Source organism: Streptomyces sp. WAC00040 (genome assembly GCF_056835925.1).
The window spans coordinates 4,072,363-4,094,986 of the sequence record NZ_JAKQZE010000001.1 but is presented as its reverse complement, the minus strand read 5'-3'; the positions used below and the strand labels follow the sequence as shown (position 1 = coordinate 4,094,986).

Sequence of the window (22,624 nt, the reverse complement as noted above, 5' to 3'; positions counted from 1 at the left end):
GAACATCACGCTCGGCAACATAGACCAGGGGTCTGACAATCGAGCGGCGATCGGGGTTGTTACAGCGAATCCGGGACGTTGACCTGGACATTTGGATACGCAGTCTGATACGCGGCGCGGTACGCGTTGATGTGTCGCCTTCCAGCCTCGGTGACCCGCCACCGGTACTCCAGGACGAACGTCCCTCGCCCCTTCTCGGTACGAACGGCGAAACAATCGATGTAACCCCGACTCGGTTTACCGTTGGGGCGGTAGTCGGTACCGAGGTAGTACTTGGCCTTGCCTCCCATCACGTCCTCCGGCAGCCCGTCCGAACCGGCGGCGGCGACCCTGACCAGGTTGCCCCACAGCCACTCCGACAACAGATACTTGGGACGGCGCCGCGCAGGGGCGATGCCTAGTCCGGCACGGGCACATGCCCGGCCCGCACGGGTCAGTTCCACCAGGATGCGGGTAACGAGACCGACCTCCGGAACGTCGATCCGGTCCTCAGTGATCTTCAGAAGTCCTCTGCGGGCAAGAGCGTGCAAGGTGGCTCCGGTTCCGGCGTCGAGGCAGCCCTCGTCTCGGAGGCGTCTCTGAATTGCGGTGTACTCCGCGAATGGAAGCTCGGCTTTGATCGAAAACGGCAGCTTGCGCCACGCGGAGGCCGACCCTGGGTCCTGATAGGTGGACCGAGCCGCCCTGGCTCGGCGCTCCGCTTCCTGGTCCTCACGAAAGCAGGCGAGCAGGTAGCTACGCTGACGGCTATTCAGACCATCCCACATCTCGTCGGCCTTCTTCCGCAGGGTGGATCGCATGCAGAGCCATCGTCCGGCGACCACCCAGTAGCTGGCAGCACTCAGGCGATGTTCCTGTGTCCCAGAGCCATGCCAAACTCCCCCCCGCCGCCTTTCGGGCCGCGCGGGGGCGGCGTAGCAGCATGCCAGTCAGGCTACGGCAGCCCAGTGACAGCCGGTCACGTCCGCTGGAGTGGTGTATCGACGGCCACTCGGTGATCTCGTTTTGAGGCTATGCGGTGAGTTCGGTGGGCAGGACGGTGTCGTCGGATTCTGACTCGATCGGGTGGAGGCGGGCCTTGGCCAACAGCTCGCGGCCCATGTAGCGGCGAGCCTCGGTCCACTCGTCGTTCTGCTCGGCCAGGACCGCGCCGACGAGCCGGAGGACGGCGGTGCGGTCAGGGAAGATGCCGACCACGTCGGTGCGGCGGCGGATCTCCTTGTTCAGCCGCTCCTGCGGATTGTTCGACCAGATCTGCCGCCAGATCTCACGCGGGAAGGCGGTGAAGGCCAGCAGGTCGTGCTGGGCGGTGTCCAAGTGGGCTGCGGCCTTGGGGAACTTGGCCTCCAGCGCGTCTAGGACATGCCGCATCTGGGCCTTCACGGCGTCGGTGTCGGGCTGTTCGAAGACGGTCCGCAGCAGGGTCGCCACCCAGGGCTGGGCCGACTTGGGGACCTGGCTCAGCAGGTTTCTGGCGTAGTGGGTCCGGCACCGCTGCCACGACGAGCCGGGCAGGACGGCGCCAACGGCGTCGACGAGGCCGGCGTGCGCGTCGGAGATGACGAGCTGGACGCCGGTCAGGCCGCGGGCGATGAGCGAGCGCAGGAAAGCGAGCCAGCCGGCACCGTCCTCCGCCGTGGCGACGTCGATGCCGAGGATCTCGCGGTGCCCGTCCGCATTGACGCCGACGGCGATCAGCGCGTGGACGTTGATGATGCGGCCGCCTTCCCGGACCTTCTGGGTCAGTGCGTCGACCCAGACGAAGGCATACGGCCCGGCGTCCAGCGGCCGGTTGCGGAACGCGGCGACCTGCTCGTCCAGGTGCTTGGCCATCGCGGAGACCTGGGACTTCGACAGCTGGGTGACGCCCAGGGACTCGGCGAGCTTCTCGACCCGCCGAGTGGAGACCCCGAGCAGGTAGGCGGTGGCGACCACCGAGATGAGGGCCTGCTCGGCCCGACGACGACGTTCCAGGAGCCAGTGCGGGAAGTAACTGCCCTGCCGCAGCTTGGGGATGGCCAGTTCGACGGTGCCGGCCCTGGTGTCCCACTCACGCGGGCGATAGCCGTTGCGGTGGTTGACGCGTTCGTCGCTGACCTGCCCGTATTCGGCGTTGCAGAGGGCGTCGGCCTCGGCGGACATGAGCGCGTCGGCGAACGTCTTGATCATCGCGCGCAGCAGATCGGGACTCGCCGCGGCGAGGTTGTCCTCGGCGAGGGCGTGCAGGGGCAGACTGTCGGGTGCGGTCATCGTGCTGATCTCCTTCGAGCTTCGACATCTCGAAGATCAGCCGGTGGCCGTTCATCTATGCGGGCACCATCCCGATGCCGGAGCAAACCCCCGGATCAGGTCGAACCCGTACACCACTTCCCAGGACGCAACCGTGACAGCCCTCGGGCATCGGGTCCCGCGAGACGTTGCTCAAGCGGGTGAATCAAGGACGGATCGGCTCCGACGTCCTACCAGGGGACGCTGGCGGGGTCAGCCACCGGTTCCGTGCCTGCAGGAATAGATCGCTTCCCTGACGGATTCTCCTGTAGTTGATTCGCGCGCAATAGGGAGACCGCTGGTGAGCGACCTGAAGCTGTTTCGGCTCGACGCCGCCGGCCGGGACGTCGAGCTACACGGTTCGACGGTGGCGTTGGAGGTCGAGCTGCAGCGCCGGATTGAGGCCGGCATGGAGGCCATGCTTGGCATCCGCTTCCTCGCGTCCGAGTACCCGACCGGGCCGTGGCACCGAGGGCGGATCGACACTCTGGGGTTGGACGAGAACGGCAGCCCGGTGGTGATCGAGTTCAAGAAGGGCTCGGACAGCGGGGTGATGTCGCAGGCCGTCTCGTACCTGTCCTGGCTGGAGTCGGCGCAGCACGAGTTCGAGGCGCTCGTGCGGAAGGTGCTGGGCGCGGAGGCCGCCGAGGCGATCGACTGGCCTCGTCCGCGGATGGTCTGCATCGCGGCCGGCTTCTCCCACCACGACCGCGTGGCCGTGCAGCGGTTGCCCGAGCGGATCGACCTTGTGCGCGACCGCGTCTTCGAGGGTGGCCTGCTGAGCCTGCTGCTCGTCGACTCCTCGCCCGGCTCACCGACCGTCGCTTCGTCTCGGCGGAACCGGGAGCGGGGCGCGGCGGTCGACAGCGCGCCGGCGGCACTGGTGGCTCCTTCGCCGACGAGTGTCGGCCTCGTTCCCGAGTGTCTTCGGGACCTGTACACGGAGCTGGACGAGGCGCTCACGGCATGGGGCGAGGTGGAGGTGGCGTCCCTGCGGCACTACATCGCCTACCGGCGGTTGGTGAACGTGGCGTCGGTGATCTTCCGTCCGAAGCACGAGGCGATCCTGGTGTACCTCAGACTCGACCCGGACACGGTCGAGTTGGAGGAGGGCTTCACCCGGGACATGCGCGGTATCGGACACCTCGGGACCGGCGACCTGGAGGTCCGCGTCGTCTCGGCAGCCGACTTGGAGAAGGCGGCGCCGCTGATCCGGCGAGCGTTCGAGGCGGCCTGACGTAACAGGAGGGGCGGCTGGTGCATCGGTTAGTCGATGCACCAGCCGCCCCTCTGGCGTCTGCGGGCCGCCGACCCTGGCCTCTCTTCGCTCTCACACTCATGCCTCCGGTCCGGCCAGCTCGAAGTCGTCCTTCGTCAGTTCGGCCCGCAGCCGCTCCTCGGCGACGTCCGCGTAGTGCGCCGACAGCTCGACGCCCACGAAGCGGCGTCCCTCGCGCAGGGCCGCGACCCCGGTGGAGCCGCTGCCGGTGAACGGGTCGAGGACGGTGCCGCCCTCGGGGCAGACCTGGACGAGCTGCTGCATGACCTCGACCGGCTTTTGGGTGATGTGAACCCGGCCCTTGCGGGGCTGGGAGGCGATGTAGTGCCCCGGCAGGTAGAGATCGCGGGTGTTGTCGAGGGAGCCCTTGACGCCCCAGATGATGAACTCCGAGTCCTGCTTCGGCCCGCCCTTGCGGGGCCGGCTGGACGGCTTGATCCACGGAATCGTGCCGCTCCAGGTCCATCCCGCCATCTGCAGGGCGTCGGAGGTGGTCGGCTCCTGGCGCCAGTCGGTGAAGACCATCGCGACCGCGTGCTCGGTCGAGGCCCGGTACGCCTCAGTGAGAAGTTCGGTGAGCCAGGAGCGGTAGGAGCGCTGGTCGCGGTTCTCGCCCGGGAAGTTGGCGAGGTCGTGCGCCGAGTTGCTCGTGACGTACTTGGCACGTGCGGTACGGCCGGTTCGGTCCGAGCTGGTGCGGCCCCCGGAGTTGTACGGCGGATCGGTGATCACCGCCTGGACGCTCTCGTCCGGGAGGGACTTCAGGACGGTTAGGGCGTCGCCTCGGTGCAGCGTGTAGCTCATGGGGAGGGCCTCTCTTCGGGCGCGGCGGAGTCTGGACCTGCTCCGGGCAGCGCTCAACGGCGAACATCCGGTGCGAGGTTGCAGCGGAGGTTAACGGCGAATTCCGGCCGCGCCCAACGAGGTGGCTCCCTGCTTCGGGCCCCTGGATGGCAGTCGTTTGGCGCGGCCGGAATCCCGGTCTACTGTCTCGCCGTGCCACCGGGAAGGAGCGCTGCTCCACCCCCGTTGAGCTGTGCTTATCCGTGCCGTCTCGTCCAATCGAGCAGCGTCGGACGCATGTTGCCCATCTGCCCGCGAGCGCCGTGAGGAGGCCCCTGTGCACCGCCTGAGATTACAAGCGCGGCTGGCTGCCGCGCGTGACCTGAAACCGGCGTCCGGGAGCTACCAACTCCTCTGACGCGGGCACGCCGAGAGGCGGATGCACATCGGCGCGGTGCCGACGGCTTTGCACGAGAAGTCGGCACCGCGCCTCCTACGAACACCGAGGAGCCGCTGCGATGCAGCATGCCCTGACACACCCGCGCCCCGACCCACCTCCGTCGCCTGGTCCGCACCGCCGTCGTGCTGAACGGCGGCGGCCGTGAAGAAGACGACGGGAGCCCTCGTCGGTCTGTGCGCCACCGGACCACTCCTGCTGGCACTGCCGATCCTTGGCATCGGTGCTGGGACTGCCTCGGCCTCGTGCTCGACCGACGGTGCACAGGGTGTGGACGCCTCCGCCGTCGCCAAGCAGGTGAAGGCCATCCTGGACGGCGGCGACAAGGGCTCGGTCTCCGTGCCGGGCCTGGACGCGCCTGCCGATCAGGTGCCCAACGCCAAGACGATCCAGGCCACGGGCGTCGCGATGAACATCCCCGCCCGAGGGCAGGTCGTCGCCCTGGCGACCGCGCTGCAGGAGAGCGGCCTGCGGAACCTGACCTACGGCGACCGCGATTCGCTGGGTCTCTTCCAGCAGCGGCCGTCTATGGGCTGGGGCGCGGCCAGCCAGATCCTCGACCCGGTGCACGCCTCGACGAAGTTCTACGAGGGGCTCAAGAAGGTCTCCGGCTGGCAGTCCCTCTCTGTCACTCAGGCCGCCCAGGCGGTACAGAAGTCGGGCTTCCCGGAGGCGTACGCCAAATGGGAGCCGCTGGCCACCGCCCTGCAGAAGGCCATCGAGCCCCTGCTGCAGAAGGCCGACGGCGCATCGCCGAGCCCGTCGCCGTCCGGCTCTGCCGACACAGGCAGCCCCTCTCCCGATTCCGCGGGGGGTTGTTCGGCGGACGGCGACGGGACGGACTTCGGCACCATCCCGGCGGGCGCACTGCCGGACGAGTACAAGATTCCCGCCTCCGCGCCGCCGAAGGTACAGACGGCGATCCGGTGGGCGCTCGGCCAGCTCGGCACCCCGTATCAGTGGGGCGGCACGTGCACCGACTCCCACGGCAAAAACCCGATGGGCCGCTGCGACTGCTCCTCCCTGATGCAGGGCGCGTACAAGGCCGCCGGGGTCACCCTGACGCGGACCACGTACACGCAGGTCAAGGACGGCAAGGCCGTCTCGGTCGATGCCCTCAAGCCTGGCGACCTCCTCTTCACCGAGGGGACGGCCGCCGTTCCGGAACACGTCGGGATGGCGATCGGGCAGGGCCTGATCGTCCACGCCCCGCACACCGGTGACGTCGTACGGATCACCACCGTCGCGTCCTGGAAATCGCGGATTCTCGCGGCCCGCCGAGTCGTCTGACCGGCGCTCCTCCCCCTCCTCACCTCCCCCCTCGCACCGCTGGTTCGCCCCACCGGGCTTTGGCGTGCGCCCATTCGAACTGGAATTCCCATGTATCTCGCTGAACAGGTCATACAGCTCGCCTACGACCCCGGAATCAAGCCCAACGAGGGCGGGCTCCCTGGCCTCAACGTCCTCAAGCAGGTGATGGGCTCGATCAACTTGTTCGGACTCATTGCCGTGGTCGGAGCCCTCGCCGTCAGTGCGGGCGTGTGGGCCTGGGGTCACCACTCCGGTGGTCACCAGGCCGAGGCGAACGGGAAGAAGGGCGTGCTGGTAAGCGCGGGCGCGGCCCTTCTTCTCGGTGCGGCCAACGGCGTGGTGGCGTTCTTCTCGACGCTCGGGACGCAGGTCCACTGATGGCTCAGCACTCCACCCACCCCGGCGGCGCATCTCGCGTGCGCCGCCGGGCGGTGCTCGGCACTGCCGTCCTGGCGGTGCTCGTCGCCCTCGCCGGCCTGGCCGCCTACCTCACCCGCGAGGGCCGAAGCCCCTCCGATACTGCTTCCCCACCGCCGAGTTCGCCCACGGCGTCCTCGACGCCCGCGGCACCGTCCGGGCCGCACACCCGGCCCCGCGCTCTGCCCGTTCCGCCGAAGACCCACGACCCGATCACGTACGGGAAGGCCGCCGCAGCAGCTTTGTGGTCGTACGACACCCGCGCGTACTCGCAGCCCGAGCTGCGCAAGGCGCTGCGCGGCTGGCTGACCACGGAGTCGAAGTACGCCGATCCGGCCTCCGTCGACCATGTGGTCCCCTCGGCCGTGCTGTGGAAGGAGATGGCGGCCAACAAGCAGGTCGCCACCGCCAAGATCAACGAGGGGCACTTCCCGCATGCCTTCACCCAGGCCCTCCAGGACGACCCCGGGGCGATCACCCAGGCGTACGTCTACGCCGTCACGGTCTCCGGCAAGCAGTCGATTCGCTGGAAGGGCTCGGCTGCCGGCGGCGCGGAGAGCCGGTCCACCACCCTCGCGGTCCAGTGCCGGCCCAACCACTCCTGCGCCCTGGTCGGCGTCATGCCGTCCGTCGCGCCCTGACCCTCGCCCCAGAACGGAGGTACGACCCATGGGAGTCTGCGACTTCCCGCTGATGGACAAGGTGTGCGGCGCTGTCGACTTCGCCACCAACCCCGCCGGCACCGTCACCGACGGTCTCGGCGCGTGGATCGCGAAGTCGGCGGGCGAGCTGGCGTCCAGCGCGGCCGACCTGGCCGCCAAGGCCGTCAACAAGACGACGGCCATCGACCTCAACGCCGGGTGGTTCCGCGACAACTACGAGCTGCTGCTGCCCATCGGCCTCGCCCTGACCGTCGGCATCTTCTGCATCCAGCTCATGACCGCGGCCTGGCGCCGAGACGAACGTGCCCTCGCCAAGGCGGCGTTCGGCACCATGACCGGAGTCCTCTTCAGCTTCTCCGCCATCGCTTTCACGACCGTCGCCATCACCGTGGTGGACGCGCTGTCCGACGGCCTCTTCAAAGCCGCCAACACCTCGATCGACGACGCGATCCGTCGTGTGATCAAGGTTGATCAGATGGGGGCCATGTACGGCCTCGGCTGGGGTGTGCCCGCGCTGGTGGCCTTCGGGTGCGCGATCGGTGCCTTCCTCTACTGGGGCGTGATGGTGGCCCGCAAGGTCGGCGTCCTGATCATGGTCGCGCTCGCGGTGTTCGCCGGGGCGGGCGGCGGCTGGGAAGTCGCCAAACGGTGGCGGCGCGGCTGGATCGAGGCCACCGGCACCCTGATCGTCTCCAAGCTGTTGATGACCGTGGTTTTCCTGATCGGCGTCTCCGCCATGGGCAAGACCGACGCCAGCGACGGAATGGCGGCCCTGTCCGACGCGATGGCCGGCATCGTCGTGATGGTCTTGGTGTTGCTCTGCCCCTACGCGACGTACAAGTTCGTCCACTGGGCCAGCGACGGCGGCGGCCACGACGACATGCACCGCACCGGTGTCGCCGGCATGGCGGTCGCCACAGGAGCCGCAAAGACCGCAGGCAGCCTCGCGCTGCGGGCCGGTACCGGCGCCCCCGCTCCGCAGGGTCCGAACCAGGTCCCGGGCGCGGGCACCGATGGCGTCGCCTCCGGCATCAACCCCTCCGGCGGCAACCTCAGCAAGGAGGGCATCGACGCCGGGCCGCCCAAGCAGCAGACCCGCTTCCGGTACGGCGAAGACCCGGACGCGAGCGGCGACAAGGGCCGGGCTCTGATCCAGCGCCCCGGGATCCCGCCACTGATCACACGTCCTGGCGAAAACGAACCGGAAGGGTCCGAATCGACTGCCCAAGGCGTTGCGGGCGGCTCCGGTCACCTCGCAGCCGCATCGGCTCCGGGTGGCGACATGACCTCCATGCCGCCAGCCGACCCCGGACCTTCGGCCTCGGGCACTCCGGCGCCCGCGTCCGGACCGTCGGCCACCGGCTCCGCGACGCCGACGAACTGGGTGTATTCCACCCAGCCGCCGTCGGGTTCCTGACCCACATCCCCGGGGGTGGGCCGCACTCCACGGCCCGCCCCCGCCTCCCACCAGCAGGAAGGTTTTCGCCATGACGTCCAGAAGAGCGCCGCGCGCCCCGTCCTCCGCCCGCTCCCACCGTCTGGAACCACCATGTCCGGCAAGCACCAGTCCTCCACGCCCACCGTGAAGTTTCCCCACCGCAGCAGGCGCGGCGTCCTGCTCGGCCTGACCGTCCCGCAGTTGGCCGTCGCCGGAGTCACCGGCCTTCTCCTTCTCGCGGTGATCCTCGCCCGCGGTGTGGTCGGCGCCCTCCAGCTCATCCCGCTGTGGGCGGTCATCGCCCTGCTCGTCTTCGTCCGCCACCGAGGCCGTGCTCTGGCGGACTGGGCCCCGATCGTCGTCCGGTACGCGCTGCGCCGGATGCGAGGCCAGCTCGTCTGGCTCACCCGGCCCTCCCGCCGGCCGACCCGCGAGGGACTGCTCCACCTTCCCGGCACCGCTGCCAGCCTGCGCGTGACCACTGCTCCCGACGGCAAGTACGGCGCCGTCCACAACCCGCACACCGGGACGCTGACCGCGGTGGTCAAGGTCTCCTCCCGCGCCTACGCCCTGCTCGACCCCGGCACCCAGCAGGCCAACGTCGGCGGCTGGGGACGCGCGCTGGCAGCTCTCGCCCGTACCGGGCAGATCGCCCGCATCCAGGTGATCGAGCGCACCATCCCCGACTCCGGCGACGCGCTGCGCCGCTACTGGGAAGAGCACGGTCGCCCCGACACCCCGATGGCCGGCGCGATCTACAACGAGCTGATCCAGAGCGCCGGTCCCGCAGCCGCCCCGCACGAGGCGTACGTCGCGGTGTCCCTGGACACCAAGGCGGCCCGTCGGCTGATCAACCAGGCTGGCGGCGGTCTCACCGGCGCCTTCAGCGTCCTCGCCCAGCTCACCTCCACGTTCGACCAGGCGGCGCGGACCGCCGGTCTCACCCCGACGGGCTGGCTCACCGCCCGCGAGATCGCCGCCGTGGTGCGCACCTCCTACGACCCGAAGGCGCTGGCGACACTCGACCGCTGGTCCACGGCCGGTCGCCCCGAGGCCGAGCCCGCCGCCGCCGGCCCCGTCGTGGTCGTCGAGAAGGCGGACCACATCGCCACCGACTCCGCCGTGCACGCCACCTACTGGGTGGAGAACTGGCCGCGCACCGAGACCAGCGCCGGCTTCCTGCACCAGCTCCTGTTCACCGGCGGCGTCCGGCGCACGCTGTCGCTCTCCTACGAGCCGAAGAACCTCGACGCCGCCCTGCGCGACGTGCAGCGCAAGAAGTCCAGCGTGATCGCCGACGCCGCCGAACGGGCCCGGCGCGGCCAGGTCGACTCCGAGGCGGACTCGATCGAGTACCAGGACATCAAGTCCCGCGAACGCCAGCTCATCGCCGGGCACGCGGATGTCGCCCTGACCGGTCTGCTGACCGTCTCGGCCGACACCGAGGACGAGCTGCGCACCGCCTGCGCCGTCGTGGAGACCGCCGCTGTCGGCGCCCAGCTCGATCTCCGGCCGCTGACCTGGCAGCAGGCCGAGGCGTTCACCGCCGCCGCCCTGCCGCTCGCGCTCGCTGCCTGACCCTTCCCTTCGAAAGAGCACCCTCATGTCCCGCACCGCCAGCCCGACCGCGCAGGACTTCGTGCCCTTCGCCACCGCCGCGCTCGACTTCCACCGGGCGCTCAACATCCCGGGCGGCCCGCTGGTCACCAGCCGGGCCGAGCTGGACGCCCTGCACGCCCACCTCGTCGCGCTGTACGGGCTGCTCGACGCCCACACCGGTCGCACCGGGCAGCTTGTCGCGGTCGAGGGCGACCAGCTCCGTACCGCCCGCACCCGCATCTGGCAGGCCGCCGAGCACCTCCACGCCGCCTACCACGCGGCGCCCCGGCCGGACTCCGGCGAGATGCCCGCACCGGAGGCGTGCCAGGCCGGCCTTCCGGAGGGAGCACCGGGACTGACCATCTGCCAGCGCCATCAGCGCACCGCTCATCTCGTCCGGCGGCGCACCACCCCGGCCGACCTGCACGCCCCGTTCACCGGCCTCCGCCGCTGACCCACCCCTCATCTGGAGAAACGCTCATGCCCCGTACCCGCGCCAGCGCCTCCCCTCTGTTCGTGCCCCGTAAGACGACACGCGCCGAACAGCGGGCCGCCCGAGCCGGTTTCACCGAAGCCCGCCGCCAGGCACGCCTCGCCGGAAACCCGCCCAAGCACCGCGCCGAGCAGACCCTCGACCCGGATCTGCGGCCCACCTACCCGCTCGCCGGTCGCCCCGGTCCGGCCTCCGCCCGCGGCGGCAAGCTCGCCCTGCCCGCCCACCGGATGACCACCGCCACAGCCAGCGGCGCATACCCGTTCGTGGCCGAGGGCGGCCTGGGCGCCGAAGGGGTGTTCATCGGCCGCGATGTGCATGCGGAAGCGGCTTTCTGCTTCGACCCTTTCTCGCTCTACAACAGCGGCAGGGTGGAGGGCTTCACCAACCCCAACGCGGTCCTGGCCGGCATCATCGGCATGGGCAAGTCCGCGCTGGCGAAATCGATCGCCACCCGGTCGATCGCCCACGGCTACCGGATCTACATCCCCTGCGATCCCAAGGGGGAGTGGACCGGTGTCTCGCAAGCCCTCGGCGGCTACAGCATCGCCCTGGGCCCGGGGCTCCCTGGACGGTTGAACCCGCTGGACGCCCCGGCCCGCCCCGCCTCCGTGAGCGAGGAGGACTGGTTCACGGAGGTTCGCAAGCGCCGTCTGCTGCTGCTGGCCAGCCTCGCCCGCACCGTGCTGAAGCGCGACCTGCTGCCGATGGAGCACACCGCCCTCGACCTGGCCCTGGATCTGGTCGTCGCTGACGCCGCCGCCCGGGGCACGGTGCCGCTGCTCGGCGAGATCGCCCACGTACTCGGCTCCCCCGAACGCCTCGACCAGGCCCTCGGTCACCAGGCGGGGCACCTCGGTTCAGCCGCCCAGGACCTCGCCCATGCCTTGCGACGTCTCGTGCACGGCGACTTGAGCGGCATGTTCGACGCGCCGAGCACCGTGTCGTTCGACCCGACCACACCGATGCTGTCCATCGAACTCTCCCGTCTCGGCGGCTCCGGTGACGACACGGCACTGGTGCTCGCGATGACGTGCGCGAGCGCGTGGATGGAGTCAGCCCTCAGTGATCCCGATGGTGGTCGGCGCTGGGTGATCTACGACGAGGCGTGGCGGCTGATGCGGCACGTCGGGCTGCTGGAGCGGATGCAGAGCCAGTGGAAGCTCTCCCGAGGGCTGGGCATCGCGAACCTGATGGTGATCCACCGCCTCAGCGATTTGCTCTCGGCGGGCGACGCCGGGTCGCGCGGCCGGGTCCTTGCCGAGGGGCTCCTCGCGGACTGCAGCACGCGCATCATCTACCGCCAGGAGCCTGACCAGCTCGCCGCCGCTGCATCTCTGCTCGGCCTGACCGGCGTCGAGACCCAGGCGGTGTCCGCCCTGACCAAGGGCCGAGGTCTGTGGAAGGTCGCCGGCCGCTCCTTCATCACCCAGCACATCCTCCACCCGGCTGAGCGGGAGCTGTTCGACACCGACGCCCGCATGGCCGCCTAGCCCAACGACCAGCACAGCAACAGGAATCGATCATGTCTGCTTCCTCCACTCCTTCCTCCGGTGACAACCAGCCGTCGCAGGCCACCGACCCTTTGGCGTGGCGACGGCACCTCCCGGCACTGGCCTCGGCCGCCGCCGGGATCAACGAGGCGCGCGACGCCTGGGACGCGGTTTCGGACTCACTCTGCGACGCGGACGGCTGGCCGCTGGACGACAAGGTCTACGGGGACGGGAAGGTCAAGCGGGACGCCGAAGCGTGGAAGCACGCCGAGGTGTTCCTCGACCACGGACCCGAGGTGCTGGCCGGGGTCCGCGCCGCCGCCGACGGCCCCGACTACGTCGAGGGGCCGATCAGTGACGACCTCCGTCGGATACGCGGGATCGACACCATCCTGTTCCGGGCGGAGGAGCTGCGGCACGAATGGGACGGCGTCATGGCGCTTATGGACGGTTCGCAGCCGAGCGTGCTCCACCTCTACAAGGAGCGTGCCGAGGAGCACCGCAACACCGAGGGCTGGCACTACTCACACGAACTGGGCTCCAAGGGACCGGCGTTGGTGCGCGCCGGCGAATACCTAGCTCACCGGGCGGACACCGAACGGCCGGCGCAGACCGAGCGGGCTCGCGTCGCCCTGACCCTCTCGACGCACAACACCCCTGCCGTATCACCTGCTTCGCCCCAGGCCCCGCCGGCATCGCATCCGCCGGCTCCCGGTCGCTCGCGGTGATCCCTAGCACGCAGTCACGGCAGCGCCAAACTGCCCGATCACCGGATCCTCAATGGACCCCGCACTCCTTCAAGCTCCACGCCCCCGGCGGCTCCCGCCGTGCGGCGGGGCGTTCGCAACGGAGAACTCCATGCACCACGCAACCCCGCCCCCGACCGCCGCGTCCGATCCGCGTCGCCTTCAGGCCGCCCTCTGTTCCGCGCTCGGGCAGCGCGGCCTGGAGTGCACCGTCGAGTACGGCCTCAGCGACTACATCGTCCACGCCGAGCTTCCCGACGGCAGTTCGCTGATCATCTCGCCCCCGCAGGAGCCTCCCTCCGAGCACCCCGAGTCCCCGGAAAGCTGGATGGTCACCCGCCACCGGTCCGTCGAGCCTGCCGTCTACGAGGTGATCTACGACTCCGAGCCGGACGGTCCGCATGCGCGCCACGGCGGCAGCGTGCCGGTTCTCCTCTCCGCTGTCGACGCCCGCCTGGACCAGCTTGGCGTACCGCCACGCCAAGAGCAGGAACGTTCCGGCAAGGCGCGCGCCGCCACCGTGCTCCCGCCCGACTCCGCTCCATCCCGGGCGAGTGTCGCTCTCGCCTCTTCGCCGTAAGTCGGCCAGCGCGTGCTGCCGACCGGTCCGCCGCCGGAGTGTTCCGCGCGAGCCGCGCCGCCGTCGGCTAGTTCCTCATCCGCTCCCCGGCTCTGACCGACCGCGATCCAGGAGTCCTCCGTGCACCGCACCCTCAGAACTGATCCGCCCGGCGCCCGCACCTGTAACCGCACCCGCCTCGGATGGATCTGCCATGCCCAGCCACTACGACGTGCTGCCCGACCTGGCCTTCGGCCACCACCCCGTCCACGGCATCGTCGCCGCGAACCCGAAGAACCTCGCGGCCAGCACCTGGATGCTCAAGGGATTCGACTTCCATCCCGTCCCCGACCAGCCGACGTTGTACGCGCTGGCCGACCAAAACCGTGACGGACACGGCCGTACGAGCCGGGCCATCGAGCTGCTGCGCAAGGCCGGCTACCAGGTCGATGTGGACGTCGCACTTGACCCTGCACTGGCGCCCGACACGGCACAGGTACGCGACCGCGGTCCGCTCGGTGAACCAGACGTCGCCTTCGCCGATCACCCGCAGCTCGGCATCGTCGCAGCCCTCGACGACCGTGTCTCCGGCCTCAGCGGGCTCGCGCTGGTGGAGGACGGCTGGCGGCACAACTCGAGCCTGGACATCTACACGCTCCCCGCGACCACCGATCGCGTCGAGGCGCTGGGGAAAGTCGCCGACGCCACGGTGGCCCTGCACCGTTCGGGGCTCCAGGTCGCAGTGCAGCCCCGCCTCGCTCAAGAGGTGACGGCTCGGCCCCGCCCTGCTGCCACGCCGGCCGTCGGCCGTGAGCGCGGCCGTGGTCCCGCTCGCGCGTCTCCGTTGAGCGCCGCCGCGCTCGCCGCCAGCCCGGCCCGTGCCGGTATCCCGGGCAGGGCGCCGGTCCCCGCCGCCGTCACCACACCGGCGGTCCGGCCGGTTGACCCTCGCATCGCGTACTCCCGCGACCGCTGATCCAACTCCTCAAGGAGGCCCTTCCATGGCCGTTATTGGTAACTGCGGCTAAAGCAACTTGATGAATGCCTCTGCCGAGGAGCTAGCGACCTCTGAGGAAGTCCTCGTCGGGCTCCCAGTCCTCCTCAGGGATCTTCTGGGTCTCAGGTTCGAAGTCGAGGAAGACTCGGCGGTTCGTCTCCACCAGCGTCTCCTTCCCAAGGTCTCCCAGTTCCTGGAGCTCTTCGCCTTGGACCTGTAGGTCACAGGCAAGGCACCAGAAGGTGCCAGGGGTGAATCGGGCTAGCTTCGTCTCCTCGTTGAGCATGGTGGTGCCGTGCAACCACGCCCTCGAATGACAAGCGGGGCAGGGTTTCTCGACGCAGTCCCTTGCGCGAGCGGGACGGCGGGTTGCGGCGGCCAGGACCGCGATGCGCTCCTGAGGGCCGAGGTGTCCGAAGCGGTGCTCGAACGTGGTTCGTGCTTGAGCAAGCTTCTGCTGCAGCTGAAGGGTCGTGTCCTGGATCCGCTCTCGGATCAGTTCGTCATGAAGATCCTGGTAGGGGCCCCAGTAGCGGTAGTTCGTTAAACCCGGCGGTAGAGATCAATGCCGTGTCCGGTGGTGACCGCGTCGATCAGAGCCTGGAGTTCGGAGGGCGGGTCCTTGTCCGTCCAGGCTCGCCACCAGCGGTTCAGGCTGGTGGCCGGGGTGAGCCAGGAGCGGATGGAGCGTAATGCCCTGGGCCAACAGGGCGGTTGGGGCTGGTGGGGCGAGGCTGGGCCCCCTCTCTGGCCGGTCGTTGGGGCACGGGTCCGGCGGGGAGGCATCCACGGGTCCTGGTGGGGCGAACCACTGGTCCCAGCAGAAGGAGAAGGCGCAGTTGACCAGTGTCTGGTGGCGGCGGATGGCACGGTCGGAGCGGACTTGGAAGTCGGCCCAGCCGAGTTCGTCCTTGATCTGCTTGTAGCTCTGCTCGATCCACGGCCGCAGGCCGTAGAGACGGACGATTTCGGCGAGGTCGGCCGGCGGGTGGGGGCTGGTGGCGGCGTGGGGTGCGTCGGGGTGGGGCAGGTTGGTGGCCAGGTACCAGGTGGCCTTCGGCGGCAGGGTGGCCGGGTCGGTGGTGGCCACGATCAGGCGGCAGGGAGAGTGGGGGCCGTAGCCGCCGAGGCGGGCGTCGGCGGCCCACCAGGTCTCGGTGTGCCCGTCGCGGAAGTGGCGCTGCACGGGCGCCCAGGCGCCGGGATGGTCGGCATCCCTCCAGGTCAGGGCGCGGGCGGCGTCGATGGGGGTGTGCGGCTGGTCGGCCGGGGCCCAGGTGCCGTTGCGGGGTTTGAGGGCCACCACGTAGGCCAGCTCGGCGTCACGCAGCGCGAGGTACCAGTCGTCGCTGACGGAGTAGGCGCAGTCGGCGACCACGGCCCGGCAGCCGAAGCCCATCTCCTTTCCCCGGGCCGCGAGGGCAGCGGCCAGCTGAGGCTTGGTACGAAAGGCTGGATCGGACCGGCGGCGGGCGAAGTGATGGGCGGGCGTGTAGGGCTGTGCGTGCAGCGGGTAGTACACACGGCCGTCGGTCCACACGGTGGTCACCGTGACGATGCCGTTGTCCGTCTTGCCCAGCCGACCCAGCCACTGCCGGCCCACATGCGCGGTGGCCTTGCCGTCCTTGCGGTCCCCGGAGTCGTCGATCACGATGACTCCGCCGTCGTGCGGAGCGGTAGCCGTCTGCTCGCGTAGCAGCTCAAGTCGGCGGTCGTTGACCTGCTCGGCGTCCCAGGTGGACTCGGACAGGAAGTACTGCAGCCGTTGCACCGCCGCTGTCCCTGCGGCGGTTACCGGCTCCGCCCCTGCCAGGCAGGTGACCGTCTTGTTCCGCTCCCGCGGCGCCAGCAGCCCGGTCAGGTACTCGCGAAACCCCCGGCGCTGGGCGAGACTGACGAAGAGGTCATCGAACCGGGCCGCGTACTCTTCCAACGGTCCCGGCGCGGGCGGACACGGACGGCGGCCGGTCATCTCTACTCCCCAGCAATGCAGTTGACTCCTACCACCGCCCTACGACCAACCCGCCCTACCGTCAACCCCCGCTACCGCCGGGTTTAACGAACTACCGGTAGGCGGCGGGAGAGATGTTCAGCTCAACCAGGAGCGGGTCTAGCAAGCGCAGGCAGGTGGTGAACACGGTGCGGACGTCCGTGACCTCATGGAGGCCGCTGTGCGCGACTCCATTTCGTGCGTTGGCTAGGGGAAGCAGGTCCTGCTGGCTAATGGGGATCTTGTTCCGGAGGATCCGGTAGGTGCGGGAGTGTGCCTCGACCAGCCCAATTGTCTTGACCTTGGTGATTGGTGCAGAAGCATGTCCACCCTGCCCAGCGGCGTGCAGAAGGGAGTCGAAGTCCTTCCCCTCGACCACCAGACTTGGGTGCAAAGAGACGAGGAATGCCTTCAGTAGGTGCTCGGCGGCGATCCCGGCATGGTGGACCGCGAAGTCGTACGACTCCGAGCCGTGGGAGAACGCAGCAAGAGCCGCTGCCATCCATCTCTGCGAAGAGACCTGAAGTCGTTCAGCATCCATGCATTGGACCCTAGGACCCCTGGTGCCGGTGGGGCACCGGGTTTCTTGATCAAGGGCTTGAAGATCATGTCCGAGGATGAGGCCGGTCGGGGAGTTCTGCCGCGTATCGAGTCCAGTTGCCGCCGACCTTCGTCCAGGCTGTGGCGGTCTCGATGCTGATCCCGAGCAGGGCACGACCAGCGAAGCGGAGTGGGGGGAGATCGAGGAGAGCGCCCGTACGGTGACCCGCGCCGAGTGGTGGATAGACCAGAGGTCGTCCGAGCCCGAAGACCTCACCGAACTGCTCCGAGCCGCCACCGGGGCCGACCGGCCGACAGAGAATCCCTTCTTCTGACCGACCGGGTGCCCTGCTGCGGCGGGGCACCCGGCTGACCGCCACCGTGCGGCCTCTACCAGCGATTCTCGGCCGGACCAAACCCCGGATTTGCCGGACGCTCTGCCCACTGGCCCACCTCCAACGGGTCCTTCGCTCCCTCTGCCCCGGAGACTTCCGTGCCTACCTCGATCACCATCACGTCCGAGTTCAGCGGCAGCGTCGTTGCCAAGGGGGCTACTGATGACCTCTCCGCGCAGTTCCTCCGTCACGCCGGTTTCAAGCAGATCGACGACTGGCACGGCCGACGCCATCGCCTGCCCACCACCACTCCGCTCGCCGACCAGGTCGCCATCGCCAGCCATGCGGCCGAGATGCTTCGAGCCGCTCGCTATGACGTCACCCTTCCGCCGTCTCTCGACACGGCCCGGATGAGCCCTCCGGTGCATGCGCTGGGGCCCTACGCCGCCGGAGCCGAACTTCTCAGCATCACGGACCAGATCCGTGCGGCCGAAGACGGAGCCAGCCTTCAGCGGGCAGTTGACCACCTCCTTCACCCCGAGCATGGTGCGCTGGAGCGTGTCCGGGAGGCGCTGGAAGCGGCGGGAGAACAGGTCAACGACTTGGACGACGACGCGTATGCGCTCGCCGACCGGTTCGGCTTCGCCTCTGAGTTCGTCAGCTCGGCCCAGTCTGAACTTGTCGATTCCGAGGCCGAGCTACGCCGCGTCGGCGCCGCTTCGACGAGTTACTCGGCAGCACGGACCGTCCGTGATCACCGTAGTGCCGCTCTGGCCACTTCTCCTGCGGCGAACCAGGCCAAGGTCTCCTCGGCGTCCAGTTCCCAGACGGCGCCGCTCACTACGACGGGTCTCCCGCCGCGCGCCGCAACCCCCCGACGGTGACCCCGGCGGCTCTCTTCGCCGTCGGCCACCAGTACGTCGCGCGTCCCCGCTCGACTCACCCGTCAAAGACCACTCACCCGAAGAGGTAAACGTGCCCGAGTACTACTCCAGCATCGGCGAGGCCGTCGGTGCGGCCATGCAGCACAACATCCGGCTCGCCCACCGCAGCGCGGCATCGGGCTCCGACAAGCCGCTGCAGGTCAGGCGCCTGCCCAGCGCTTCCGCCGATCCGTACTCGGTCCGCGGAATGATCTCTCGCCTCCACGAGGACGCCTCGCCCGATGAGGTGGCGGGCATCATCGAGGAGGTCAACGGCGCACTGGTCGGGGCTCTGCCCGAGCTGACCGAACTCGTCACCTCTGCCGCCGACTGGACTCGCGCCCGTCTCGACTTCGACGACCCGCATCACAATCCGACTTTCGAGACGTGGACACGACTGGCAGCCGCGTACGGGATGCTCCAGGACGTCCGTGAGCAGTTGGAAGTCGCCGAGGACGGTCTCGCTGCCTGTCCCGCAGAGCGCACGGACCCCCGGCACCACCAGATGGTCAACGTCTTGCGCAGCCGGGAGTTGCTCGACGATGTCCTCGGTGCCGAGGCTGCTCCTGCGCCGTCCTCTGCCCGGAACGTCGATTCAGACCGGCAGCGGGCGGCCCGCGCCTCCTCGCCGCGCGCCGGAACATCGCCGTCGACCGGCAGTCCGCCAACCACCGCAGCACCTCCGCCCGCGCCTCGTTCTGCCGGCCGACCCCGCTGAAACGTTCCGCCTCAGACGTCCAGGAGTACCCCCATGAGCTGCACGAGAGCCGAGCGCGCCCCGCCCCTGCCCGCTCGCACACCCAAGGAACCGCCGTGCCTTCCCCGCGCACCAGCGCGCCCTCGACCACCACCGGGTCGGACGCGCTCCTCTACCTCCTGTTCGGCATCCTCGGCGCCGCCATGGCCTTCGGCTCCCTGGCCTGGCTGACCGGAAATCTCACCAATACCTTCGTCGGGAGCGGGACATGGGCCCCCTTCCGCGTCACGGACGCGCTGCTGCACCCGGAGGTGCTGTGGCCGACCTTGAGCACCAGCATGCTGCTGGTCGGCGCCCGCGTCGTCCCCGGCTTGTTCACCGTTGCCCTGGTCGTCACCGCTGCCGTGCTGTGGATGCGCTGGCGTGCCGGGTCCAAGTCCGGCCTCGCCCGCAAGGCGGACCTGGCGCCGCTGCTGGACAAGGAGATCGTCGCCAAGGCGAAGAGCCTCCGCCCGAGCCTGGGCGGCCGGGAGAGTAAAAGAGGTCCTGCCCGCTGACCGCGGCATCCTGCTCGGCACCCTCGATCCCGGTCGTGCGGAGGTCCGCGCGTCCTGGGAGGACGTGATCGTCGCGATCATGGCCCCGCGTTCCGGCAAGACGTCCGGGCTGGCGATCCCCGCGATCCTCTCGGCACCGGGCCCGGTCCTGCTCACCAGCAACAAAGCCGCGAACGATGCCTTCACCACCACGGTGGACGCCCGTGCCGAGGTCGGCACGATCTGGACCCTCGATCCGCAGCAGATCGCCCATCACCCGCGCGAGATGTGGTGGGACATCCTCGCTGACGCCCGCGATCTCGCCGGGGCGAAGAGGTTGGCGGGGCACTTCGTGACGGCGAGCGTGGACGAGTCCAGCGGCTCCGACTTCTGGTCCACTGCCGCGAGCAACACCCTCGGCGCCCTCTTCCTCGCCGCAGCGTCCCACCGGCGGCCGATCACCGACGTCCTGGCCTGGCTCGCGATGCCGGCCGACCGCACCCCGGTGGACCTGCTCACCGACGCCGGCCACCATGCGGTCGCCGCCCAGCTCCAAGGCACCGTCTCCGGCGCAACCGAAACGCGTGACGGGATCTACGAGACCGCGAGGCAGTATGCGAGCTGCCTGCTCGACCCGGACGTCGCCGCCTGGGTCACCCCGAACGACGACCTTCCCGAGTTCCAGCCGTTCGCCTTCGCCACGTCCCGCGACACCCTGTACCTGCTGAGCAAGGACGGCGGCGGCAGCGCGTCCGCGATCATCGCGGCGGCGGCCGACGCCGTGATGCGCGCGGCCGTGATCGTCGCCGAGCGCTCCGGCGGGCGACTCGACCCGCCCGCTCTGTGTGTCCTCGACGAGGCGGCAAACGTGTGCCGCATCTCGGATCTCCCTGATCTCTACAGCCACCTGGGCAGCCGAGGCGTCATCCCGATGACGATCCTGCAGTCCTACCGTCAGGGCCAGCGGTGCTGGGGCGAGGCCGGTATGGACGCCCTGTACTCCGCCGCCACCATCAAGATCATCGGATCTGGCATCGATGACGCGGACTTCGCCGACCGGCTCAGCCGTCAGGTCGGCGATCACGACGTCCAGACCACCTCGGTATCGACCAGCGAGGGCGGCAAGTCCACCTCGGTGAGCATGCGCACGGAGCGGATCCTTCCGCCGGACGCCATCCGCGCCCTGCCCAAGGGCAAGGTACTGCTGCTGGCCACCGGCATCCGGGTCGCCATGCTCAACCTCAAGCCCTGGTACAAGGAGCCCTCCGCCAAGGTGGTCGGCCCGGCTTCCGCTCGCGCCACGAAGGCCATCACCGAGCGTGCCCTCGCGAAGAGCATCGGCCAGGACGATCTTGGACTGTCGGCATGAGCGCGCCCACACCACAGCAGGGGCGGTTGGCCCACGCTCCGGTCGTCCTGCGCGGTGGCCGGTGGTGGCTTGACGGCGGGGCCCGCTCGGTTCCCGCCTCCGATCCCGCCTTCACCGCCGTCCTGGACGACTTCGCGCTGTCGATGGCCGCTGCCGACCAGGCAGTCGCCAACCTCCTCGTCCGGCAGGACAAGGCGGCCTGCGTTGATCCCGGAGGCCGGCGGTGAACCCGCTGATGAGTGCCGAGCAGGCGGTCCTCGGTGCCGCACTCCTCGACCCCGAGCAGCTCACGCACCTGGAGTGGCTCGCTGCGGACCACTTCTATCGGCCCGTCCACCAGGCGCTGTTCGCCGCGCTCCGCAAGCTGCGCAACGACGGGCATCCCGCGCTCTCGGCCGCTGGTCCGTTGCCGCTGTCGTGGGTGACCGACGCGGTCGAGGAGGCCGGACAGCACGTGCGCGGGCTGACCGCGGCGTACGCCCACACCCTGATCCAGGCGTGTCCCCGAACAGAGCACGCCCCGGTGTACGGACGCATGGTGCTGGAGGGGGCGATTCACCGCACCGTCGCCCAGCACGCGATCCGTCTCCACCAGGCGGCTCGGGCCGACGCCGTCCAGGGCGAGGTCGAGGGAGCCTTGCGCACGGCGGACGTCCTGACCGGCGTACTCACCGACCTTGCACGACGCTGGGGAACCGACCCTCGACCGGTCCCACCCACCGCTGGGCCCTCTGCCGCCACGGACATCCCGCCTCCGGCGCAGAGCGGCCAGGTCGCCGAGGACGAGCGGTTCCTCCTGGCCGTTCTCGCCGAACAGCCGGGGGCCATGGGCGAGGTGGTGGCCTGGCTGCGGCCGGGAGACTTCGCCGACCCGACCCACGGGCAGCTCTACCGGTGCCTGGGCGCGCTGCACCACCGAGGCGAACCCATCGACCGGATCACCCTGCTCTGGGAGGCCCAGCGACGCGGTCTGCTGGCCGACGGCACTGTGTCGAGCGAGCAGCTGACCGCCGTCTGCGAAGGCATGGTCCCCGGAAGCGCTGACTGGTTCGGACAGCGGGTGATGCGCTCCTCCGTCACCCGCACCGCCGCCGCCTCCGCGCGAGCCATCCGGACCCTGGCCCAGGACGAGGTTCTGGGGCCCGGCCGGCTGATCAACCACGCCCTGCACGAACTCGGCCCGCTCGACGAGGTACGTGCCCGCTGGGCCACCGCGAACAGCAGTCCGGCTCCGAAGACCACGGCATCCGCTCCGTCGGCGGCCGAGCCGCCGCCCGACCGAGTGAAGGCCGCCCGCGCCCGCAGCACACCCCGCCCAGGCGCGTCACCCCCAGCCCCGGCCAGCCGTCTCCCCACGCTGTCAGCAGCCCGACCACCCTCGCGCGGCCACTCGTGAGATCCCCTCCCCACCAGCCTCTTCTGCCCCTGGAACTCGCCTTGATCTACTCCATCTCCGCACCCGCGCCGGACCTACGCGCCACGGCCCCGAGCCTCGCCGCCCCGTTGATCGGGTCTCTCTGCTCGGGGTACGGCGGCCTCGACCTGGGCGTGCAGTCCGCGCTCGGCGGCACGCTGGCCTGGCACGCCGAGGTCGACCCGAACGCCTCACGCATCCTGGCCCGCCACTGGCCTGGCGTCCCGAACCTGGGCGATATCACCGCCGTCGACTGGTGCACCGTCCCCCGGGTGTGCGTCCTGACGGCCGGCTTCCCCTGTCAAAGACGTCTCGGTC

The 22,624-nt window shown here is 69.7% G+C and carries 22 protein-coding genes and 2 pseudogenes; 18 read left to right on the top strand and 6 right to left on the bottom strand.

What is annotated here, in order from left to right; genetic code table 11:
• Positions 1-59: 59 nt before the first annotated feature.
• On the bottom strand, positions 60-800 hold the full coding sequence (locus tag MDN94_RS18845) for a hypothetical protein (RefSeq protein ID WP_482726900.1): 741 nt from the start codon (positions 798-800) through the stop codon (positions 60-62).
• A gap of 211 nt (positions 801-1,011) precedes the next feature.
• Positions 1,012-2,250 carry an IS256 family transposase gene (locus MDN94_RS18840; RefSeq protein ID WP_482725288.1) on the bottom strand — a complete coding sequence of 413 codons (1,239 nt, stop codon included), beginning with the start codon at positions 2,248-2,250 and terminating at the stop codon, positions 1,012-1,014.
• A 319-nt stretch (positions 2,251-2,569) separates the two neighbouring features.
• On the opposite strand from MDN94_RS18840, the gene MDN94_RS18835 reads away from it, so the two are divergent.
• The gene (locus MDN94_RS18835; protein WP_482726899.1) at positions 2,570-3,505 is read left to right on the top strand and encodes a DUF5655 domain-containing protein; all 936 of its coding nucleotides are present in this window, start codon (positions 2,570-2,572) and stop codon (positions 3,503-3,505) included.
• 99 nt (positions 3,506-3,604) lie between these two features.
• Here the strand turns inward: MDN94_RS18835 and MDN94_RS18830 are convergent, their stop codons facing one another.
• On the bottom strand, positions 3,605-4,351 hold the full coding sequence (locus tag MDN94_RS18830) for a DNA-methyltransferase (RefSeq protein ID WP_047471334.1): 747 nt from the start codon (positions 4,349-4,351) through the stop codon (positions 3,605-3,607).
• Between the two features lie 580 nt (positions 4,352-4,931).
• On the opposite strand from MDN94_RS18830, the gene MDN94_RS18825 reads away from it, so the two are divergent.
• The 10 genes from MDN94_RS18825 (at position 4,932) to MDN94_RS18780 (ending at position 14,481) form a co-directional block, all read left to right on the top strand.
• Complete coding sequence (locus MDN94_RS18825; RefSeq protein ID WP_482726898.1) at positions 4,932-6,077, top strand: C40 family peptidase; 1,146 nt, start codon at positions 4,932-4,934, stop codon at positions 6,075-6,077.
• A gap of 90 nt (positions 6,078-6,167) precedes the next feature.
• The gene (locus MDN94_RS18820) at positions 6,168-6,476 is read left to right on the top strand and encodes a DUF6112 family protein (RefSeq protein WP_011029048.1); all 309 of its coding nucleotides are present in this window, start codon (positions 6,168-6,170) and stop codon (positions 6,474-6,476) included.
• Positions 6,476-7,156, top strand: a complete 681-nt coding sequence (locus tag MDN94_RS18815; RefSeq protein WP_482726897.1) for a hypothetical protein — start codon at positions 6,476-6,478, stop codon at positions 7,154-7,156. Before MDN94_RS18820 ends, MDN94_RS18815 begins: the two co-directional genes overlap by 1 nt.
• Before the next feature lie 28 nt (positions 7,157-7,184).
• On the top strand, positions 7,185-8,594 hold the full coding sequence (locus tag MDN94_RS18810) for an SCO6881 family protein (RefSeq protein ID WP_482726896.1): 1,410 nt from the start codon (positions 7,185-7,187) through the stop codon (positions 8,592-8,594).
• Positions 8,595-8,726: 132 nt separating this feature from the next.
• The gene (locus MDN94_RS18805; protein ID WP_482726895.1) at positions 8,727-10,193 is read left to right on the top strand and encodes an SCO6880 family protein; all 1,467 of its coding nucleotides are present in this window, start codon (positions 8,727-8,729) and stop codon (positions 10,191-10,193) included.
• A 25-nt stretch (positions 10,194-10,218) separates the two neighbouring features.
• Complete coding sequence (locus MDN94_RS18800; protein ID WP_482726894.1) at positions 10,219-10,668, top strand: DUF6238 family protein; 450 nt, start codon at positions 10,219-10,221, stop codon at positions 10,666-10,668.
• Positions 10,669-10,694: 26 nt separating this feature from the next.
• Positions 10,695-12,200: an ATP-binding protein gene (locus MDN94_RS18795; RefSeq protein ID WP_482726893.1), complete on the top strand. Its 1,506-nt coding sequence runs from the start codon at positions 10,695-10,697 to the stop codon at positions 12,198-12,200.
• A gap of 32 nt (positions 12,201-12,232) precedes the next feature.
• A complete protein-coding gene (locus MDN94_RS18790) occupies positions 12,233-12,928 on the top strand; it encodes a hypothetical protein (protein WP_482726892.1) in 696 nt (231 codons plus the stop codon).
• Positions 12,929-13,058: 130 nt separating this feature from the next.
• Positions 13,059-13,526 (top strand): hypothetical protein, encoded by a 468-nt coding sequence (locus MDN94_RS18785; protein WP_482726891.1) that lies wholly within the window; start codon positions 13,059-13,061, stop codon positions 13,524-13,526.
• 193 nt (positions 13,527-13,719) lie between these two features.
• Complete coding sequence (locus MDN94_RS18780) at positions 13,720-14,481, top strand: hypothetical protein (protein WP_156207563.1); 762 nt, start codon at positions 13,720-13,722, stop codon at positions 14,479-14,481.
• A gap of 82 nt (positions 14,482-14,563) precedes the next feature.
• On the opposite strand, the gene MDN94_RS18775 is transcribed toward MDN94_RS18780, so the two are convergent.
• From MDN94_RS18775 to MDN94_RS18765, 3 genes are all read right to left on the bottom strand, one after another.
• Complete coding sequence (locus tag MDN94_RS18775) at positions 14,564-14,788, bottom strand: hypothetical protein (RefSeq protein WP_482726890.1); 225 nt, start codon at positions 14,786-14,788, stop codon at positions 14,564-14,566.
• A 276-nt stretch (positions 14,789-15,064) separates the two neighbouring features.
• Entirely contained in the window at positions 15,065-16,474 is a 1,410-nt protein-coding gene (locus tag MDN94_RS18770; protein WP_482726889.1) for an IS701 family transposase, read from the bottom strand.
• 91 nt (positions 16,475-16,565) lie between these two features.
• Entirely contained in the window at positions 16,566-17,033 is a 468-nt protein-coding gene (locus tag MDN94_RS18765; RefSeq protein WP_482726888.1) for a hypothetical protein, read from the bottom strand.
• A gap of 76 nt (positions 17,034-17,109) precedes the next feature.
• Here MDN94_RS18765 and MDN94_RS18760 point away from each other — a divergent pair, with 76 nt between their 5' ends.
• The 7 genes and pseudogenes from MDN94_RS18760 to MDN94_RS18730 all read left to right on the top strand — a co-directional run.
• The gene (locus tag MDN94_RS18760) at positions 17,110-17,367 is read left to right on the top strand and encodes a hypothetical protein (RefSeq protein ID WP_482727125.1); all 258 of its coding nucleotides are present in this window, start codon (positions 17,110-17,112) and stop codon (positions 17,365-17,367) included.
• Between the two features lie 158 nt (positions 17,368-17,525).
• A complete protein-coding gene (locus tag MDN94_RS18755; protein WP_482726887.1) occupies positions 17,526-18,251 on the top strand; it encodes a hypothetical protein in 726 nt (241 codons plus the stop codon).
• A gap of 91 nt (positions 18,252-18,342) precedes the next feature.
• The gene (locus MDN94_RS18750) at positions 18,343-19,008 is read left to right on the top strand and encodes a hypothetical protein (RefSeq protein ID WP_482726886.1); all 666 of its coding nucleotides are present in this window, start codon (positions 18,343-18,345) and stop codon (positions 19,006-19,008) included.
• 95 nt (positions 19,009-19,103) lie between these two features.
• A pseudogene (locus MDN94_RS18745) lies at positions 19,104-20,892 on the top strand (type IV secretory system conjugative DNA transfer family protein).
• Positions 20,889-21,119 carry a hypothetical protein gene (locus MDN94_RS18740; protein ID WP_482726885.1) on the top strand — a complete coding sequence of 77 codons (231 nt, stop codon included), beginning with the start codon at positions 20,889-20,891 and terminating at the stop codon, positions 21,117-21,119. The pseudogene MDN94_RS18745 and the gene MDN94_RS18740 overlap by 4 nt, the downstream one beginning before the upstream one ends.
• Positions 21,116-22,288 (top strand): DnaB-like helicase N-terminal domain-containing protein, encoded by a 1,173-nt coding sequence (locus MDN94_RS18735; RefSeq protein ID WP_482726884.1) that lies wholly within the window; start codon positions 21,116-21,118, stop codon positions 22,286-22,288. Before MDN94_RS18740 ends, MDN94_RS18735 begins: the two co-directional genes overlap by 4 nt.
• Positions 22,285-22,551 (top strand): annotated as a pseudogene (locus MDN94_RS18730) (hypothetical protein); the annotation flags it as partial. The gene MDN94_RS18735 and the pseudogene MDN94_RS18730, both read left to right, overlap by 4 nt.
• Between the last annotated feature and the right edge of the window lie 73 nt (positions 22,552-22,624).